Source organism: Pseudomonas sp. Pme6b, from assembly GCF_058129925.1.
Map to the genome: position 1 here is coordinate 2,105,728 of NZ_CM176704.1, position 19,485 is coordinate 2,125,212.

The 19,485-nt window shown below is 57.6% G+C and carries 13 protein-coding genes; 6 read left to right on the forward strand and 7 right to left on the reverse strand.

The annotated features are described in order from the left end of the window. Window positions 1-858 precede the first annotated feature (858 nt). From tig to AC4ANE_RS09720, 6 genes are all read left to right on the forward strand, one after another. On the forward strand, window positions 859-2,169 hold the full coding sequence (gene tig / locus AC4ANE_RS09695; RefSeq protein WP_460408867.1) for a trigger factor: 1,311 nt from the start codon (window positions 859-861) through the stop codon (window positions 2,167-2,169). A gap of 91 nt (window positions 2,170-2,260) precedes the next feature. After that, complete coding sequence (gene clpP / locus AC4ANE_RS09700) at window positions 2,261-2,902, forward strand: ATP-dependent Clp endopeptidase proteolytic subunit ClpP (protein WP_002552734.1); 642 nt, start codon at window positions 2,261-2,263, stop codon at window positions 2,900-2,902. 106 nt (window positions 2,903-3,008) lie between these two features. Further along, complete coding sequence (gene clpX / locus AC4ANE_RS09705) at window positions 3,009-4,292, forward strand: ATP-dependent Clp protease ATP-binding subunit ClpX (RefSeq protein ID WP_002552735.1); 1,284 nt, start codon at window positions 3,009-3,011, stop codon at window positions 4,290-4,292. A gap of 210 nt (window positions 4,293-4,502) precedes the next feature. Next, window positions 4,503-6,899 (forward strand): endopeptidase La, encoded by a 2,397-nt coding sequence (gene lon, locus AC4ANE_RS09710; protein ID WP_002552736.1) that lies wholly within the window; start codon window positions 4,503-4,505, stop codon window positions 6,897-6,899. Window positions 6,900-7,045: 146 nt separating this feature from the next. Continuing rightward, a complete protein-coding gene (locus AC4ANE_RS09715; RefSeq protein WP_002552737.1) occupies window positions 7,046-7,318 on the forward strand; it encodes an HU family DNA-binding protein in 273 nt (90 codons plus the stop codon). Between the two features lie 205 nt (window positions 7,319-7,523). Then, the gene (locus AC4ANE_RS09720) at window positions 7,524-9,407 is read left to right on the forward strand and encodes a SurA N-terminal domain-containing protein (RefSeq protein ID WP_002552738.1); all 1,884 of its coding nucleotides are present in this window, start codon (window positions 7,524-7,526) and stop codon (window positions 9,405-9,407) included. Window positions 9,408-9,517: 110 nt separating this feature from the next. On the opposite strand, the gene fabI is transcribed toward AC4ANE_RS09720, so the two are convergent. The 7 genes from fabI to AC4ANE_RS09755 form a co-directional block, all read right to left on the reverse strand. After that, window positions 9,518-10,312, reverse strand: a complete 795-nt coding sequence (fabI, locus tag AC4ANE_RS09725) for an enoyl-ACP reductase FabI (protein ID WP_004660733.1) — start codon at window positions 10,310-10,312, stop codon at window positions 9,518-9,520. An 18-nt stretch (window positions 10,313-10,330) separates the two neighbouring features. Continuing rightward, the gene (locus tag AC4ANE_RS09730; RefSeq protein ID WP_031594808.1) at window positions 10,331-11,941 is read right to left on the reverse strand and encodes an ABC transporter ATP-binding protein; all 1,611 of its coding nucleotides are present in this window, start codon (window positions 11,939-11,941) and stop codon (window positions 10,331-10,333) included. Between the two features lies 1 nt (window position 11,942). Continuing rightward, window positions 11,943-12,962, reverse strand: a complete 1,020-nt coding sequence (locus tag AC4ANE_RS09735; protein ID WP_002552741.1) for an ABC transporter permease — start codon at window positions 12,960-12,962, stop codon at window positions 11,943-11,945. 1 nt (window position 12,963) lies between these two features. Beyond that, a complete protein-coding gene (locus tag AC4ANE_RS09740; RefSeq protein ID WP_002552742.1) occupies window positions 12,964-14,037 on the reverse strand; it encodes a microcin C ABC transporter permease YejB in 1,074 nt (357 codons plus the stop codon). A 1-nt stretch (window position 14,038) separates the two neighbouring features. Then, window positions 14,039-15,895, reverse strand: coding sequence for an extracellular solute-binding protein (locus AC4ANE_RS09745; protein WP_002552743.1), 1,857 nt, complete (start codon window positions 15,893-15,895; stop codon window positions 14,039-14,041). Further along, window positions 15,892-17,721 (reverse strand): extracellular solute-binding protein, encoded by a 1,830-nt coding sequence (locus tag AC4ANE_RS09750; protein ID WP_002552744.1) that lies wholly within the window; start codon window positions 17,719-17,721, stop codon window positions 15,892-15,894. The genes AC4ANE_RS09745 and AC4ANE_RS09750 overlap by 4 nt, the downstream gene beginning before the upstream one ends. Window positions 17,722-17,858: 137 nt before the next feature. Continuing rightward, window positions 17,859-19,445 carry a lytic transglycosylase domain-containing protein gene (locus tag AC4ANE_RS09755; protein WP_460408868.1) on the reverse strand — a complete coding sequence of 529 codons (1,587 nt, stop codon included), beginning with the start codon at window positions 19,443-19,445 and terminating at the stop codon, window positions 17,859-17,861. Between the last annotated feature and the right edge of the window lie 40 nt (window positions 19,446-19,485).

The window sequence follows — 19,485 nt, forward strand, 5'->3', positions numbered from 1 at the left end:
AGATGGTCGGTTTTCGACGTTGTGTCTGGTTTAGGGTGAGGCGTCATGGCCTGGCGTTGGGAGGTCCGCATGATTGCGGTCGTGCCGAGCGTGTCACTGTGGTGTTTGCTTCCTCAGTCGTTAATCTTTTTTAATCATGGCGTAGTGCAGAGTTGCAGGTCAGAAGCGTTACCTCGGTAAGTTGCACCGCCTTTCCGTGGTGCGCAGTGTGGCTGCTGCCGCAAGGTGTTTGAGCGTACGCCAGCTTTTGCCTCTGGTGGGTGACAAGTTGTAGGGCTTATCCGAGAGTAAAATTGTCAGGCGCGTCAATTGCTTGCAATGGGTGGCGCGCGTGGGTTGCGTTGTGTACGATGCGCGCCGGGTTGAATAAGGCTGCAAGCAGCCCGGCGCTATGGAATCAGCAGCGCAAAATGTGCGTTGATTCATCAGGCTTCGAGGCTGAAGCCTTGCATGGCAGGTGTGCGGAGATTTCTTTGTGTTCTCCGTTCGCCAGAGCAGAAGTGATTCAAGCGAAAGCCCGGGTCGCTGCAAGCCGCGTGAAGCGGCTTTTTTTGTTTCAGCGTATTCGCTTTACCGTTTCACGGGTCCGGTGGCTTGCCGCCGTCGGTCGAGTGGGACGTGCTACCTGGATGGAGTCGGTCGTCTCCGGCGCTGATGCTTCTTTATATAGAGGCCGTGCCAGACGCGTCGCCGAGGGTGTGAGGCTTTTTTCTTCCTTGCGCTGCAGCGCTCCGCTTTCGTCCTATAAATCCACCCTTTTTCAGTAGGGTGACTTCTTGAGTTTGACCCACTAGAATGCATGCCCTTGATTCTGGGGTCGGAAACGGCCGGCTAACGTCTGTGCAACGAGGAATATCCATGCAAGTTTCTGTTGAAAATACTTCCGCTCTTGAGCACCGCATGACCATTGGCGTGCCTGCCGAACGCATCGAGACTGAAGTCAACAAGCGTCTGCAGCAGACCGCACGCAAAGCCAAGATCCCGGGCTTCCGCCCAGGCAAGGTGCCTATGAGCGTGATCCGTCAGCGTTATGAAGACGGCGCACGTCAGGAAGCACTGGGCGATCTGATTCAGGCTACTTTCTACGAAGCTGTGGTTGAGCAGAAGCTGAACCCGGCCGGTGCTCCTGCTGTAGAGCCGAAATCTTTCGAAAAAGGCAAAGACCTGGAATACGTGGCTACTTTCGAAGTATTCCCGGAATTCACCGTTGCCGGTTTCGACACCATCGCCGTAGAGCGCCTGTCTGCCGATGTGGCGGACAGCGATCTGGACAACATGCTGGAAGTGCTGCGCAAGCAGAACGTTCGTTTTGAAGTGGCCGACCGTGCTGCCCAGAACGAAGACCAGCTGAACATCGATTTCGTGGGCAAGGTCGACGGCGAAGTGTTCGCTGGCGGTTCTGCCACGGCTACCCAGCTGGTGCTGGGTTCGGGTCGCATGATTCCTGGTTTCGAAGACGGTCTGGTTGGCGCCAAGGCTGGCGAAGAGCGCGTTCTGAACGTGACCTTCCCCGAGGACTATCAGAACCTTGAGCTGGCCGGCAAGGCTGCCGAGTTCACCGTGACCGTCAATACCGTTTCCGAGCCAAAGCTGCCTGAGCTGAACGAAGAGTTCTTCAAGCAGTTCGGTATCAAGGAAACCGGTATCGAAGGCTTCCGCACCGAGGTTCGCAAGAACATGGAGCGCGAGCTGCGTCAGGCGATCAAGTCCAAGGTCAAGAATCAGGTCATGGACGGTCTGCTGGCTGCCAACCCGATCGAAGTGCCTAAAGCGCTGCTGGAAAACGAAGTCAACCGTCTGCGCGTCCAGGCTGTTCAACAGTTCGGCGGCAACATCAAGCCAGACCAGTTGCCGGCTGAGCTGTTCGAAGAGCAGGCCAAGCGTCGCGTCGAGCTGGGTCTGATCGTTGCCGAGGTCGTCAAGCAGTTCGACCTCAAGCCTGATGATGCTCGCGTACGTGAAATGATTCAGGAAATGGCATCCGCCTATCAGGAGCCTGAGCAGGTTGTTGCCTGGTACTACAAGAACGAGCAGCAAATGAACGAGGTACGTTCTGTTGTGCTTGAAGAGCAAGTTGTAGATACTGTTTTGCAGAAAGCTAGCGTGACCGACAAATCGGTCTCCTACGAAGAAGCTGTCAAGCCGGTGGAAGCTCCAAAAGCCGACTGATTTCTCTTTTCGTGCGAAAACACCCACAAGCCAGCCTTCGCGCTGGCTTGTGCGTATTCAAGACTCGACTATTTGGGAGTGAATGCAGGACATGTCCCGCAATTCTTATATTCAGCAGAACTCTGACATCCAGGCCGCTGGCGGCCTGGTCCCGATGGTTATCGAGCAGTCCGCCCGTGGCGAGCGCGCCTATGACATCTATTCGCGCCTTCTCAAGGAGCGAGTCATCTTTATGGTTGGTCCGGTAGAGGACTACATGGCCAACCTTATCGCGGCACAACTGCTCTTCCTTGAAGCGGAAAACCCGGACAAGGATATCCATCTCTACATCAACTCGCCGGGCGGTTCGGTGACAGCAGGCATGTCGATCTACGACACCATGCAGTTCATCAAGCCGGACGTTTCGACTATCTGTATCGGTCAGGCTTGCAGCATGGGTGCATTCCTGCTGGCCGGTGGTGCAGAAGGCAAGCGTCATTGCCTGCCCAACTCGCGGATGATGATTCACCAGCCGCTGGGCGGTTTCCAGGGTCAGGCGTCGGATATCGACATCCATGCCAAGGAAATCCTGCACATTCGTCATCGTCTCAACTCGCTGCTGGCGCATCACACCGGCCAGAGCCTCGAAACCATCGAGCGCGACACCGAGCGTGACAACTTCATGAGCGCAGAGCGTGCGGCTGAATACGGCCTGATCGACTCCGTGATCAACAAGCGTCAAATGCCTGCCTAAGCGGCTCAAAATGTAGGGGGTCGGCACAACCGACCGCCTGCGGACTTGAAAAAGCCCGCAATAGCCTTCATCTTGTGTTGCAAGCCTACCGGATTGGATCGATCGAATGACTGACACCCGCAACGGCGAGGACAACGGCAAATTGCTCTATTGCTCCTTCTGTGGCAAAAGCCAGCATGAAGTGCGCAAATTGATTGCCGGCCCCTCGGTCTTTATCTGCGACGAGTGCGTCGACCTGTGCAACGACATCATCCGCGAGGAGGTGCAGGAAGCACAGGCCGAAAGCAGCGCGCATAAATTGCCTTCGCCTAAAGAAATCAGCGGCATCCTTGACCAGTATGTAATCGGTCAGGAACGTGCCAAAAAGGTCCTCGCAGTAGCGGTGTACAACCACTACAAGCGTCTGAACCAGCGTGACAAGAAGAATGACGATGTCGAACTGGGCAAGAGCAACATCCTGCTGATCGGCCCTACGGGCTCCGGCAAGACGCTGCTGGCCGAAACACTGGCCCGTCTGCTCAATGTGCCGTTCACCATCGCTGACGCCACCACCCTGACCGAAGCCGGTTATGTGGGTGAGGACGTTGAAAACATTATCCAGAAGCTGTTGCAGAAATGTGATTACGATGTCGAGAAGGCCCAGATGGGCATTGTCTACATCGATGAAATCGACAAGATTTCGCGCAAATCCGACAACCCTTCGATCACTCGTGACGTTTCCGGCGAAGGCGTGCAGCAAGCCTTGCTGAAGCTGATCGAGGGCACCGTGGCTTCCGTTCCTCCGCAAGGTGGTCGCAAGCATCCGCAGCAGGAATTCCTGCAAGTGGACACACGCAACATCCTCTTTATCTGCGGTGGTGCCTTCTCGGGCCTGGAAAAGGTCATTCAGAACCGTTCCACCCGTGGCGGCATCGGCTTCAACGCCGAGGTTCGCAGCAAGGAGGAGGGCAAGAAGGTTGGCGAGTCCCTGCGTGAAGTCGAGCCTGACGATCTGGTCAAGTTCGGTCTGATCCCTGAGTTCGTGGGCCGTCTGCCAGTGCTTGCAACGCTGGACGAGCTGGATGAGGCTGCTTTGATACAGATCCTCACCGAGCCGAAGAATGCGCTGACCAAGCAGTATGCCAAGCTGTTCGAGATGGAAGGCGTGGACCTCGAGTTCCGCACCGACGCGTTGAAGTCGGTTGCCCGTCGCGCGCTGGAGCGCAAGACCGGTGCCCGTGGCTTGCGTTCCATCCTCGAAGGCGTGCTGCTCGACACCATGTACGAAATTCCGTCGCAAAGTGACGTGAGCAAGGTGGTGATCGATGAGAGCGTTATCGATGGTACGTCCAAGCCGCTGCTGATCTACGAAAACAGTGAGCCGCCTGCCAAGGTTGCCCCTGACGCGTAACACACGCAGGCGTATGGGCGTGTGAAGTAATACGGAAGGGGGCCTTTTTGGCCCCCTTTTGCATTTTTCAGCCGTTCATTCGTTTTGTATGAAGAAATTGATCTTGACGGGTCGTGGCTCTAGAGCTTGTTTTTTTTGGACGCTACCCCCATCTTGGCTTCAAGCTAATTCCATCTGTCCCGGCCAATTGGCCGCCGTAGAGGCGAAATCATGAAGACCACTATTGAATTGCCTCTCTTGCCATTGCGTGATGTCGTGGTTTATCCGCACATGGTTATCCCGCTGTTCGTGGGGCGCGAGAAGTCTATCGAAGCCCTTGAAGCGGCAATGACGGGCGACAAGCAGATTCTGCTGCTGGCGCAAAGAAACCCGGCTGACGACGATCCTGATGAAAAGGCGTTGTACAACGTCGGCACTATTGCCACCGTATTGCAGTTGCTCAAGCTGCCTGATGGCACCGTCAAGGTGCTGGTCGAAGGTGAGCAGCGTGGTTCGGTAGAGCGTTTCATCGAAGTCGATGGCCATTACCGCGCCGACGTCGCGTTGATCGACGAAGTCGATGCCCCGGATCGAGAATCCGAAGTATTTGTGCGCAGCCTGCTGGCTCAGTTCGAGCAGTATGTGCAGCTTGGCAAGAAAGTCCCCGCAGAAGTCCTCTCGTCGCTCAACAGCATCGATGAGCCCGGTCGCCTGGTTGACACCATGGCAGCGCACATGGCGCTCAAGATCGAGCAGAAGCAGGAAATTCTCGAAATTATCGACCTGTCGGCCCGTGTCGAGCACGTGCTGGCCTTGCTGGATGCCGAAATCGACCTGCTGCAGGTTGAAAAGCGCATTCGCGGTCGTGTGAAAAAACAAATGGAGCGCAGCCAGCGCGAGTACTACCTGAATGAGCAGATGAAGGCCATTCAGAAGGAACTGGGCGATGGCGACGAAGGCCATAACGAAATTGAAGAGCTGAAAAAGCGCATCGACGCTGCCGGGCTGCCCAAGGACGCTCTGACAAAGGCGACTGCCGAGCTTAACAAGCTCAAGCAGATGTCGCCGATGTCGGCCGAGGCGACTGTGGTGCGCTCCTACATCGACTGGCTGGTTCAGGTGCCGTGGAAGGCTCAGAGCAAGGTGCGTCTGGACCTTGCGCGCGCCGAAGCGATCCTGGATGCAGACCATTATGGTCTGGATGAGGTCAAGGAACGCATTCTCGAATACCTCGCCGTGCAAAAGCGCGTGAAGAAGATTCGTGGCCCTGTACTGTGTCTGGTAGGTCCACCGGGTGTGGGTAAAACTTCCCTGGCCGAGTCCATCGCCAACGCAACCAATCGTAAATTCGTGCGTATGGCACTCGGTGGCGTGCGTGACGAGGCTGAAATTCGTGGTCATCGCCGGACTTACATCGGTTCGATGCCAGGAAGATTGATACAAAAGATGACAAAAGTGGGCGTCCGCAACCCGCTGTTCCTGCTTGATGAAATCGACAAGATGGGCAGTGACATGCGCGGCGATCCGGCGTCGGCATTGCTTGAGGTTCTGGACCCCGAGCAGAACCATAACTTCAATGATCACTACCTCGAAGTCGACTACGATCTTTCCGACGTAATGTTCCTGTGCACGTCGAACTCGATGAATATTCCGCCAGCCTTGCTGGACCGGATGGAAGTCATTCGCCTGCCGGGTTACACCGAAGACGAAAAGATCAACATCGCCGTCAAATACCTCTCGCCCAAGCAGATTCAGGCCAATGGCTTGAAGAAAGGCGAGATCCAGTTCGACGAGGAAGCAATCCGCGACATCATTCGCTACTACACCCGTGAAGCGGGCGTACGCGGTCTAGAGCGCCAGATTGCCAAGGTTTGCCGCAAGGCGGTCAAAGAACACGCCATGGAAAAACGCTTCTCCGTGCAGGTTACTGCCGAGATGCTCGAACACTTCCTGGGTGTGCGCAAATTCCGCTACGGACTGGCCGAGCAACAGGATCAGATCGGTCAGGTCACAGGCCTGGCGTGGACTCAGGTGGGCGGTGAATTGCTGACCATCGAGGCTGCGGTTGTATCGGGCAAGGGCCAGTTGATCAAGACCGGTTCGCTGGGTGATGTCATGGTCGAATCCATTACAGCCGCGCAGACCGTGGTGCGCAGTCGTGCCCGTAGTCTGGGCATTCCAGCCGATTTCCACGAGAAACACGACACGCATATCCACATGCCGGAGGGCGCGACGCCCAAGGATGGACCAAGCGCTGGCGTAGGCATGTGTACTGCTCTGGTATCAGCGCTTACACAGATCCCGGTACGTGCCGATGTGGCAATGACGGGCGAGATTACCTTGCGCGGGCAGGTGCTGGCGATTGGTGGTCTGAAGGAAAAACTTCTGGCTGCGCATCGCGGCGGAATCAAGACGGTGATCATTCCGGAAGAAAACGTGCGTGATTTGAAGGAGATTCCTGACAATATCAAGCAGGATCTGCAAATCAAGCCCGTTAAATGGATTGACGAAGTCCTGCAAATTGCGCTGCAATACGCGCCGGAGCCGTTGCCGGACGTGGCTACAGATCTGGTCGCAAAGGAAGAAAAACGCGAGTCTGACTCTAAGGACAGAATTAGCACGCATTAAGACTGGGTAGGCTTCCTTGACAGCTTTTTAGAGCCCTTGTTATAAAGCGGCTCTTTAAAGCAAGCACCAGCAAGCCTTCCAGCGCTCGTTTTGCTTAACACCTAAAACTTAGAAACATACTCAATATAGAGATAAGGGGACTTAGAGTGAACAAGTCGGAACTGATTGATGCTATCGCTGCATCTGCTGATATCCCGAAAGCTGCTGCTGGCCGTGCGCTGGACGCAGTGATCGAATCCGTCACTGGCGCTCTGAAGGCTGGCGACTCGGTTGTTTTGGTTGGCTTTGGTACGTTCTCCGTGACTGATCGTCCTGCTCGCATCGGTCGCAACCCTCAGACTGGTAAGACGCTGGAAATCGCTGCTGCTAAAAAACCAGGTTTCAAAGCTGGTAAAGCCCTCAAAGAAGCTGTCAACTAAGCCTCTCGATGCCTTTGCCCGCTGGGTCGGGTCTGTCCTGATCCAGTAGCGGAGCGGTGGTGCATTCGGTTGCAACACCGAGGGGTTCGAGCCCTATCGCTCCGTCAGTTACGAGAAGGCGCATCCTCGGATGCGCCTTTCTTCTATCCGCTTTCTACCCACGCTCCGCGGTTGGTTAGTCAGTTCAACCGTTTTGGGGGACGCAATGCTGCAGAACATCAGGGACAATTCACAAGGCTGGATTGCCAAGACAATTATCGGAATCATCATCGCTTTGATGGCCTTCACCGGCATCGAGGCGTTGTTTACCGCTACCAGCAATAAGCAGAACGCGGCTGAAGTGAACGGCGAGGACATCTCTCAGAATGAGTTGAGCCAGGCCGTCGACATGCAGCGGCGTCAGTTGGCTCAGCAGCTCGCGCAGCAGTTGGGCAAGGATTTCGATCCTGCGATGCTGGATGAAAAGCTGTTGCGTGAATCAGCCCTCAAAGGCCTGATCGACCGCAAGCTGCTGCTGCAAGGTGCAACGGATGCGAAATTCTCGTTTTCCGACGCGGCACTGGATCAGCAGCTTTTGCAGACGCCTGAGTTTCAGGTCGATGGCAAGTTCAGTGCTGACCGTTTCGATCAGGTCATTCGCCAGCTGGGTTACAGCCGTCTGCAGTTCCGCCAGATGCTTGGCCAGGAAATGCTCATCGGTCAGGTGCGTGCGGGGGTTGCCGGCAGTGCTTTCGTAACCGATGCACAGGTTGACGCTTTTGCCCGTCTGGAAAAGCAGACCCGTGATTTCGCGTCGCTGACCCTGCCCGCCGATACCACGGCGGTCAAAGTGACGGACGACGAAGTCAAGGCTCACTACGACCAGCATGCCAAGGAGTTCATGAGCCCTGAGCAGGTTGTGCTTGATTACATCGAATTGAAGAAGTCGTCTTTCTTCGACAAGGTGCAGGTCAAGGATGAGGACTTGCAGGCGGCTTATCAGAAGGAAATCGCCAATCTGTCCGAACAGCGTCGTGCTGCGCACATCCTGATCGAGGTCAACGACAAACTGAACGACGAGCAGGCCAAGGCGAAGATTGAAGAAATTCAACAGCGTCTGGCCAAGGGTGAAGATTTTGCGGCGCTGGCCAAGGAATATTCGCAGGACCCTGGTTCGTCCAGCAAGGGCGGTGATCTTGGTTACGCAGGCAAGGGTGTCTATGACCCTGCGTTCGAAGACACATTGTATGCCTTGAACAAGGACCAGGTATCGCAGCCTGTGCGTACCGACTTCGGCTGGCACCTGATCAAGTTGCTGGGCGTCGAGGCTCCATCGGTGCCGACCTTCGCCAGTCTGAAAGACAAACTGACCACGGATTTGAAATCGCAGCTGGTCGAGCAGAAATTTGTCGAAGTGACCAAGCAGCTGGAAGATTCTGCGTTTGAATCGTCCGATCTGTCTCAACCGGCACAGGACCTGGGCATGAAGGTTCAGACCACTGCGCCATTCGGTCGTGAAGGCGGTGAGGGTATTACAGCCAACCGTGCGGTTATCCAGGCTGCGTTCAGCCCGGAAGTGCTGGAAGAAGGCTCCAACAGCAACACGTTGGAGCTGGATCCGGAGACCGTCGTGGTGGTGCGCTCCAAAGAGCATCTGCAACCTCAGCAGTTGCCGCTTGAGAGCGTTGCCAGCTCGATTCGCACTCAACTGGTCAAGGAGCACGCCACGGCCGCTGCCAAGGCCAAGGGCGAGGCTCTGCTGGCCGGGCTGCGTGATGGCAAGATCCCGCTGGCTGCGAAGCAGGATGGACGTGACTGGAAATCGATGGAAGCAGTCACTCGCAGTCAGGAAGGCGTTGATCCTCAAGTACTGCAGACGCTGTTCCGCATGCCCAAGCCTGATGGCAAGGGCAAGCCGGAATTCGCCAGCATTACTGCAGCCGATGGCAGCTTCGTGATTGTGCGCCTCAATGGCGTGAATCAGGCTGCTGCGCCGACTGACGCGGAAAAGGCGCAATACCGTCGCTTCCTCGCGTCGCGTGCGGGTCAGCAGGATTTCGCTGCGTACCGTGCACAGCTGGAAAGCAACGCGAAGATCGAGAAGTTCTAAGCTCGAAACCCGCACAAAAAAGAAGGCCGCTCACTGAGCGGCCTTCTTTTTGAGTGCAGGAAAGTTGCCTGCCGGAAAAATGCCGCTCGCGAGGAGCGGCGCTTGCCGTCTTACTCTTCCATGCTGCCCATCGCGGTGGTGTTGAAACCGCCGTCGACGTACATGATCTCACCACTGATGCCCGACGCCAGGTCAGAGCACAGGAACGCACCGGCATTGCCGACTTCGTCGATGGTCACGTTGCGGCGCAAAGGAGTCTGCGCCTCGTTGGCAGCCAGCATTTTGCGGAAGTTCTTGATACCCGAAGCCGCCAGTGTGCGGATCGGGCCGGCCGATACAGCATTGACGCGAGTACCTTCCGGGCCGAGGCTGCCGGCCAGGTAACGAACGCCGGCTTCCAGGCTGGCCTTGGCCATGCCCATGACGTTGTAGTTGGGCATGGTGCGCTCTGCGCCCAGGTACGACAGGGTCAGGAGGCTGCCATTGCGGCCCTTCATCATTTCGCGACCAGCCTTGGCCAGGGCCACGAAGCTGTAGGCGCTGATGTCATGAGCGATGCGGAAACCTTCGCGAGTGGTAGCGTCGGTGAAGTCGCCGTCGAGCTGGTCACCCGGAGCAAAGCCGACCGAGTGAACGATCACGTCCAGGCCGTCCCACTTCTTGCTCAGCTCTTCAAAGACCTTGGTGATCTCTTCGTCGCTGGCCACATCGCAAGGGAAGCACAGCTCAGGACCTGAGCCCCAGCCTGCGGCGAACTCTTCGACACGGCCCTTGAGCTTGTCGTTCTGGTAGGTGAAAGCAAGCTCTGCACCTTCACGATGCATGGCGGCAGCAATGCCGGATGCGATGGACAGTTTACTGGCGACACCGACGATCAGGACGCGCTTACCGGCGAGAAAACCCATGTGTTGTTCCTCTTCAGGTTAATCGACAGCTACCGGTGCCAAAAAGGCGGCTTCCAGCAGCTGCTGTGTATAAGGATGTTGCGGTGCGGCGAAGATGTCCTGCGCTGCACCCTGTTCGACCACTTGGCCTTGCTTGATCACCATCAGCTGGTGGCTCAGCGCTTTGACGACAGCCAGGTCATGGCTGATGAACAAATACGTCAGATTGTACTTGGCTTGCAGCGAGCGAAGCAGCTCGACGACCTGACGCTGTACGGTCCGGTCTAGGGCTGACGTCGGCTCGTCCAGCAAGATAAGCGCCGGTTTCAATACCAGCGCACGTGCAATGGCGATCCTCTGCCGTTGGCCACCGGAGAACTCGTGAGGGTAGCGGTGCCGGGTATCCGGATCCAGGCCAACCTCCCTGAGTGCTTCGATGATCGCCGTCTGTTGCTCGGCGGCCGTGCCCATGCCATGGATTCGCAAGCCTTCGCCAACGATTTCACCCACTGACATACGCGGGCTCAAACTACCAAACGGGTCCTGGAACACCACCTGCATCTGCCTGCGCAGCGGACGGATCTGCTGTTGCGACAGAGATTCTAGCGCGTTGCCCTTGAAACGTATGGTGCCCTGGCTGCCGATCAGCCGAAGAATCGCCAGCCCCAGCGTCGATTTGCCCGACCCGCTTTCACCCACGATGCCCAGTGTTTGCCCTTGCGGCAGGCTGAAGCGTATGCCGTCCACCGCCTTGACGTGGTCGACCGTGCGCTTGAGCAGGCCCTTTTTGATCGGGAACCAGACTTTCAGGTCCTCGACTTCAAGCAGCGGGGCGCCGGCCGGGTTGGTCGAAGGACCGCCGCTGGGCTCTGCGCTGAGCAACACTTTGGTGTAAGGATGTTGCGGCGAACGGAACAATTCTTCGCACGATGCCTGTTCGACGATGCAACCGCGCTGCATGACACATACTCGGTTGGCTATTTGCCTTACCACGTTCAAATCGTGGCTGATAAGTAACAACGCCATGCCCAGACGAGCCTGCAATTGCTTGAGCAACTCAAGAATTTTCAGCTGTACCGTGACGTCCAGTGCAGTAGTCGGTTCGTCGGCAATCAGCAGCTCCGGCTCGTTGGCCAGTGCCATCGCTATCATTACACGCTGGCGTTGGCCGCCTGAAAGCTCGTGTGGCAAGGCTTTGAGCCGTTTGTGTGGCTCGGGGATGCCTACCAGCTCAAGAAGCTCCAGCGTGCGTTTGGTGGCGTCCTTGCCGGTCAGGCCCTTGTGCAGGCCCAGCACCTCGTTGATTTGTTTTTCGACCGAGTGCAGCGGGTTCAGCGAAGTCATCGGTTCCTGGAAGATCATGGCGATACGGTTGCCACGGATCGAGCGCAGCTTTTTCTCTTCCACTTTCAGCAGGTCTTCACCGCCGTAGCGGATAGTGCCGCTCGGATGACTGGCAATGGGGTAGGGCAGCAGGCGCAGGATCGAATGCGCTGTAACCGATTTGCCCGAGCCGCTTTCGCCGACCAGTGCGAGGGTTTCACCCCGACGGATGTCAAAGCTGATGTTCTCGACCACCCGTTGCCGTGAGTCGCCCGTCACGAACTCGACCGCCAGATCGCGGATTTCGATCAGATTGTCATTGCTCATCTTATTTCCTTGGGTCGAAAGCATCGCGGGCAGATTCGCCGATGAACACCAGCAGGCTCAGCATAATGGCCAGCACAGCGAACGCGCTGATGCCCAGCCAGGGTGCCTGCAGGTTGGATTTGCCCTGCGCCACCAGTTCGCCCAGCGAAGGCGATCCGGCGGGCAGGCCGAAGCCCAGGAAGTCCAGTGCAGTCAAGGTGCCGATGGCCCCGGTGAGGATGAACGGCATGAAGGTCATGGTCGAGACCATGGCGTTGGGCAGGATATGGCGGAACATGATCGCGCCGTTCTCCATGCCCAGCGCTCGCGCGGCTCTTACATATTCCAGATTCCGGCCACGCAGGAACTCGGCACGCACCACGTCCACCAGGTTCATCCAGGAGAACAGCAGCATGATGCCCAGCAGCCACCAGAAGTTGGGTTGCACGAAGCTGGCGAGAATGATCAACAGATACAGCACGGGCAGGCCCGACCACACCTCCAGAAAACGCTGGCCCAGCAGGTCGACCCAGCCGCCATAGAAACCCTGCAGGGCACCGGCGATGACGCCGATGATCGAACTGAGGATGGTCAGGGTCAGGGCGAACAGCACGGAAATCCTGAAGCCGTAGATCACTCGTGCCAACACATCACGGCCCTGATCGTCGGTGCCCAGCAGGTTTTCCCGGGACGGTGGCGCAGGGGCGGGGACTTTCAGGTCGTAGTTGATGCTCTGGTAACTGAACGGGATGGGCGCCCACAGGGTCCAGCCATCCTTCGCCGCGAGCAATTCCTTGATGTACGGGCTCTTGTAATTGGCTTCCAGCGGGAATTCGCCGCCGAAGGTGGTCTCCGGGTAACGCTCCAGCACCGGGAAGTACCAGTGACCGTCGTAGCGCACGGCAAGCGGTTTATCGTTGGCGATCAGTTCGGCGCCAAGGCTCAGGCCGAACAGGATGAGGAACAGCCACAGTGACCACCAGCCGCGTCGGTTGGCTTTGAAGCGTTCGAAGCGACGGCGATTGAGAGGAGACAGCTTCATATCAATGCTTCCTGCTTTCGAAGTCGATGCGCGGGTCTACCAGGGTGTAGGTGATGTCGCCGATCAGCTTCACCACCAACCCCAGCAGGGTGAAGATGAACAGGGTGCCGAACACCACCGGGTAGTCGCGGTTGATAGCGGCTTCAAAACTCATCAGGCCCAGGCCGTCCAGCGAAAAGATCACTTCCACCAGCAGCGAGCCGGTGAAGAAGATACCGATGAACGCCGACGGGAAGCCGGCGATCACTAGCAGCATCGCGTTGCGAAACACATGGCCGTAGAGCACCTTGTGGTTGCTCAGGCCCTTGGCTTTGGCGGTGGTGACATATTGCTTGCTGATTTCGTCGAGAAAGCTGTTCTTGGTCAGCAGGGTCATGGTGGCGAAGTTGCCGATCACCAGCGCGGTGACCGGCAGCACCAGATGCCAGAAGTAGTCGAAGACCTTGCCCAGAGTGCTCAGTTCGTCATAGTTGTTCGAAGTCAGCCCGCGCAGCGGGAACCAGTTGAAGTAGCTGCCACCGGCAAACACCACGATCAGCAGAATCGCGAACAGAAACGCCGGGATGGCGTAGCCGACGATGATCGCCGAGCTGGTCCACACGTCGAACTGGCTGCCGTGGCGAGTGGCTTTGGCGATCCCAAGCGGGATCGACACCAGGTACATGATCAGCGTGCTCCATAACCCCAGAGAGATGGAGACCGGCATCTTCTCGACGATCAGGTCGATCACCTTGGCATCGCGAAAGAAGCTGTCGCCGAAATCCAGCGTGGCGTAGTTCTTGATCATGATCCACAGGCGTTCCGGTGCCGATTTATCGAAACCGTACATGCGTTCGATTTCTTTGATCAGTGCCGGGTCCAGGCCCTGCGCGCCACGGTAGTTGGAGCCCGCCACCGATACCTCGGCACCGCCACCCGCAATTCGGCTGGTAGCGCCATCAAAGCCTTCGATCTTGGCGATCATCTGCTCGACCGGTCCACCGGGTGCGGCCTGAATGATGACGAAGTTGATGATCAGAATGCCGAGCAGGGTAGGGATGATCAGCAGTAGCCGTCGCAGAATATAAGCCAGCATGTTATTGCTCCGCGTTCGCAGGCTTGGCCTGATCAGTGGCTGACGGGGTCGCGGTGGCGGGTTTGACATTCGGCTTCGCCCACCAAGTCATCAGGCCGATATCGGAAAGCGCCTTGGCCTTGGGATGGTCGATGTGATTCCAGTAAGCCACCCGCCAGGTTTTGATGTGCCAGTTGGGTACAACGTAAAAACCCCACAGTAATACGCGGTCCAGCGCTTTGGTATGGGTGATCAGGCTTTCCCGGGAGTCGGCGTTGATCAGCCCGTTGACCAGCGTGTCTACCGCCGGGTCCTTGAGGCCCATGAAGTTGCGGCTGCCCGGGTTGTCGGCGCTGGATGAGTCGAAATACACGCGCTGCTCGTTACCGGGTGAGCTGGACTGCGGATAGCCAGTGACGATCATGTCGTAGTCCCGCGAGCGCAGGCGGTTGATGTATTGCGACACGTCGGCGCGGCGAATCACCAGCTCGATGCCCAGATCACTCAGGTTACGTTTGTAAGGCAACAGAATGCGCTCGAATTCGGTCTGGGCGATCAGAAACTCCAGCTTCACCGGGTTGCCCTGGGCATCGACCATCTTGTCGTCGACGATCTTCCAGCCCGCTTCCTGCAACAGCTGGAAGGCCCGGCGTTGCTGTGGACGAATCATGCCACTGCCATCGGTTACCGGCAGCGTGAAGGGTTCGGTGAACACTCGATCCGGAATCTTGCCGCGCAACGGTTCAAGAATTTTCAGTTCTTCGGCGGACGGCAGGCCGCTGGCGGCCATTTCCGAGTTGTCGAAATAGCTTTTGGTGCGGCTGTACGAGCCGTTGAACAGCTGTTTGTTGGTCCACTCGAAGTCCAGCAGCAGAGTCAGCGCCTCACGGACCCTGACGTCTTGAAACACCGGCTTGCGCAGGTTGAAGACAAAACCCTGCATGCCCGTCGGATTGCCATTGGGAAGCTCTTCCTTGATCAGCCTGCCATCCCGGACTGCTGGCGTGTCATATGCAGTTGCCCAGTTCTTGGCGCTGGTTTCCACCCAATAATCGAACTGCCCGGCTTTGCCCGCTTCCAGCGCGACGGTGTTGTCGCGATAGTAGTCGGTGGTCAGCACATCGAAGTTGTAGAAGCCCTTATTGATCGGCAGGTCCTTGGCCCAGTAATCCTTGACCCGTTCATAACGCACCGAGCGCCCGGCTTTTACATCGGCGACCTTGTACGGCCCGCTGCCCAGCGGGAAGTCCAGGTTGCCCTTGCTGAAGTCGCGATCTGCCCAGAAATGTTTGGGCAGCACGGGTAACTGGCCAAGAATCAGCGGCATCTCCCGATTGCCCTTGTGCTTGAATTTGAACAGCACGCGCAGCGGGTCTTCGACGACCACCTGATCGACGTCGGCGTAGTAACCCTTGTACATGGGCGACCCGTGCTCCATCAGTGTCTTGAAGCTGAACTCCACGTCTTCGGCACGCATCGGGTGGCCGTCATGAAAGCGCGCTTCCGGGCGCAGGTAGAAGCGTACCCAGCTGTTGTCCGGGGCTTTCTCGATTTTACCGGCAACCAGCCCGTACTCACTGAACGGTTCATCCAGGCTTGCACGGGCCAGGGTGTCGTAGATCAGGCCGATGTCATCTGCCGGCACGCCCTTGTTGATGAACGGGTTGAGGCTGTCGAAACCGCCGAAGCCTGCCTGACGGAACGTGCCACCCTTGGGCGCATCCGGGTTCACGTAGTCGAAGTGCTTGAAGTCGGCCGGGTACTTGGGCGGCTCGTCGTACAGCGTCACGCCATGCTGAGGCGCAGCCTGTACCGTGCAGGCGAGGCTGGCCAACAGCAGGCCGGCCGCTTGCGCGCGCAGGGAATGCAATGGGTTCATCGGGGCTTCTCCAGAGTCTTGAGCCACCACGCACGCAGCCCCAGGGTGTAGGGCGGGGTGGTGACCATGGCGAATCGGTTGCGATAGGCAAGCCGATGATTGTTCAGATACCAGTTGGGAATGCTGTAGTGCTGAGCCAGCAGCACGCGGTCCAGCGCTCGCGCAGCCGCGACCTGTTCATCGCGGGTTTGCGCGCCGAGCAGTTTGTTCAGCAGGGCGTCGACCACCGGGTTGGCAATGCCGGCGTAGTTCTTGCTGCCGTTGATCGCGGCCTGGCTTGAATGAAAATATTGCCACTGCTCAAGACCGGGGCTCAGCGTCTGTTGCAGGGTCATGAGAATCATGTCGAAGTCGAAACGGTCCAGGCGTTGTTTGTACTGGGCGCGATCGACGGTGCGCAGCCCTGCATCAATACCCAGGCGTTGCAGGTCTTCGATGTAGGGCTGCAGGATGCGTTCGAGGTTGGGGTTGACCAGCAGGATCTCGAAGCGCAGCGGTTGCTTGTCGGCGTTGAGCAAGCCCTTGTCCGACAGCGTCCAGCCAGCATCGGCAAGCAGTTTCAAGGCCTTGCGCAGAGTGTCGCGCGGGATGCCGCCGCCATCGGTTTTCGATGGGGCAAATGGCTGGGTAAACAGACTGGCGGGCAACTGATCGCGATAAGGCGCCAGCAATAACCATTCAGCCCCGCTCGGCAGGCCCGTCGCGGAAAACTCGCTGTTGGGGTAATAGCTGGTCGAACGCTCATAAGCGTCGCTGAACAGTGTGCGGTTGGTCCATTCGAAATTGAACAACAGCCCCAGTGCTTCGCGTACGCGGATATCGGCGAAGGCCGCGCGCCGGGTGTTCATGAACAGGCCTTGGGTCTGGGTCGGTATGCGGTGCGGAATCTGCGCCTTGATTACCTGACCGTTTGCGACTGCCGGGAAGTTATAGCCATTCGCCCAGTTCTTGGCCTGATGCTCGATGTAGATATCGAATTCGCCCGCCTTGAATGCTTCGAACGCCACATCGCTGTCGCGGTAGAACTCGACTTCCACCCGGTCGAAATTGTATTTGCCGCGGTTGACCGGCAGGTCCTTGCCCCAGTAATCCTTGACCCGCTCGAACACCAGCTGACGTCCGGGCTGCACGCGGGTGATGCTGTAGGGGCCACTGCCCAGCGGCGGTTCGAAGGTAGTCGCCTTGAAGTCTCTGTTCTTCCAGTAATGCTGGGGCAGCACTGGCAGTTCCCCAAGACGCAGAATCAGCAACGGATTGCCAGAGCGCTTGAAGACAAACCGGATGCGATGACGATTGAGGATGTCGACGCGCTGCACTTCCTGCAAGGCGGTGCGGTATTGAGGATGACCGTCCTTGAGCAGCGTTCGGTAGGAAAACGCCACGTCGTAGGCGGTGATGGGCTTGCCATCGTGAAAGCGCGCCTGCGGGCGCAGGTTGAACACCACCCAGCTGCGGTCCTCGCTGTATTCAACGGACTGCGCGATCAGCCCGTAACTGGAGGTCGGTTCATCGCCGGACGGGTCGTACTGCCCTGTGCCCACCATCAACGGCTCGTTCAGTTCATTGACGCCGTATTGCAGGAAGTTTCCGGTCGAGACCGGGCTGCTGCCCTTGAATGTGTAAGGATTGAGCGTGTCGAACGTACCAAACGCCATCATTCTCAAGGTGCCACCTTTCGGCGCCTCGGGATTGACCCAGTCGAAATGAGTAAAGCTGGCCGGGTACTTGAGAACACCAAACTGCGCATAGCCATGACTTTCTGTGATGGCTGCGTTGGCGCAGAAGCTCAAGGCCAGGCTGATGGTTAGCAGGAAGGGACGTATCACGATCCGGGCGACTTGGGCTTTCGGGTCGCTAACAGTAACAGCTTGTTCCAGCTGGAAAAAGACTGCAGGTGACTGCGCAGCCGGGGCTGCATCGGCCACCCGCCCCAAGGTTATCGAAGGGCAAGTGGCCGCGATCATCAGTGCGGCAGGTAAACGGTCAGGGTCTGACCGGGTTTGAGGGCCTGCCCGCTACGTGGATTCCAGCGCTTGAGATGTTGCATCTCGACGTTAAAGCGCTTGGCGACCAGGTACATCGAGTCGCCTTTCTGGATCTTGTACTGCATGGATTTCTTTTCGCCGTCTTTGGCGCTGGCGACCGTTTTACTGCTGGATTTGCTGGTGTCCTGCATGACCAGCGTCTGGCCGACCTTGAGCTTCTTGCCGGTCAGCTTGTTCCAGCGTTGCAGGTCTTCGACATCCACCTTGTTGGCTTGCGCGATGGTGGTCAGGTTGTCACCGCTGCGCACCTTGTAACTTCGGGTACGTGACGGCTTGTCGTTGCTGGCCAACGCTTCGAACACGGGCTGTGAATTCTGCATGCCCGGCTTGACCGGTATGCTCAGTGATTGACCGACCTTCAGGCGGTTGCCGGACAGCTTGTTATTGCCCTTGAGCGAGCTGACCGTGACCTGATAGCGACTCGCCAGGCTTTCCAGAGTATCGCCCTTGCGTACGCGGTAAGGCTGCCAGGCGACCAGCTCTTCCTGTTTCATGGTCAGCAGGCTGGCAGTCAGCAGTTGCGCCTTGGACGTTGGCACCAGCAGATGCTGAGGCCCATCGACCGTCAGGCGCTTCTTGTAGGCAGGGTTGAGCTGGATAAGCTTATCTTCGTCAATATCGGCAGCGCTGGCCACTTTGGACAGATCGACGCGCTTGTTGAGTTCGACGACTTCGAAATAGGGCTGGTTGGCGATCGGATTGAGGTTGACGCCATAGGCTTCCGGCGACAGTACCACCTGGGACAAGGCCAGCAGCTTGGGCACATAGTCCCGTGTTTCCTGCGGAAGTGGCAGGTTCCAGTAGTCGGTCGGCAGGTTGAGCTTGTCATTGCGCTCGATGGCACGGCTCACTGTGCCTTCGCCCGCGTTGTAGGCCGCGAGGGCCAGTAACCAGTCACCGTTGAACATGTCATGCAGACGGGTCAGGTAATCCAGTGCGGCAACGGTCGAGGCCTGGATGTCGCGACGTCCGTCATAAAAGCTGGTCTGGCGCAGGTTGAAGTAACGCCCGGTCGAGGGGATGAACTGCCATAGACCTACAGCCTGGCTGCGTGAAACGGCCATCGGGTTGTAGGCGCTTTCGATGACAGGGAGCAGAGCCAGCTCCAGCGGCATGTTGCGTTCTTCAAGGCGCTCGACGATGTAATGCATATACAGGCTGCCACGCTCGCCAGCGTTTTCCAGAAAGGAAGGGTTGTTGGCGAACCACAGGCGCTGCTGGTCGATACGGGGGTTTTGATCGTTGCCTTGTTGCAGTTGAAAGCCCTGACGCATGCGCTCCCACACATCTTGTGGCGGGGCGAGGGGAGTGACGGGCTTGTGAGACAGGAAAATCGGTTTTTGCTTGATGCCGGCGGCCAGATTAGGCGTGCGATGGCTGCTGACCGGGTCGACGCTGGCAGTGCTCTGGCAACCGGCCAAAAGCGCACTCGCGGTGACAGCCATGGCCTGAGCCAACCGAGTCAATGCGTCCGAATGTGAAGGCTTGCTGATAGATGACGACATTGTTCGGGGGGTACATCCAGACGAAAATGTCGGGCGATTC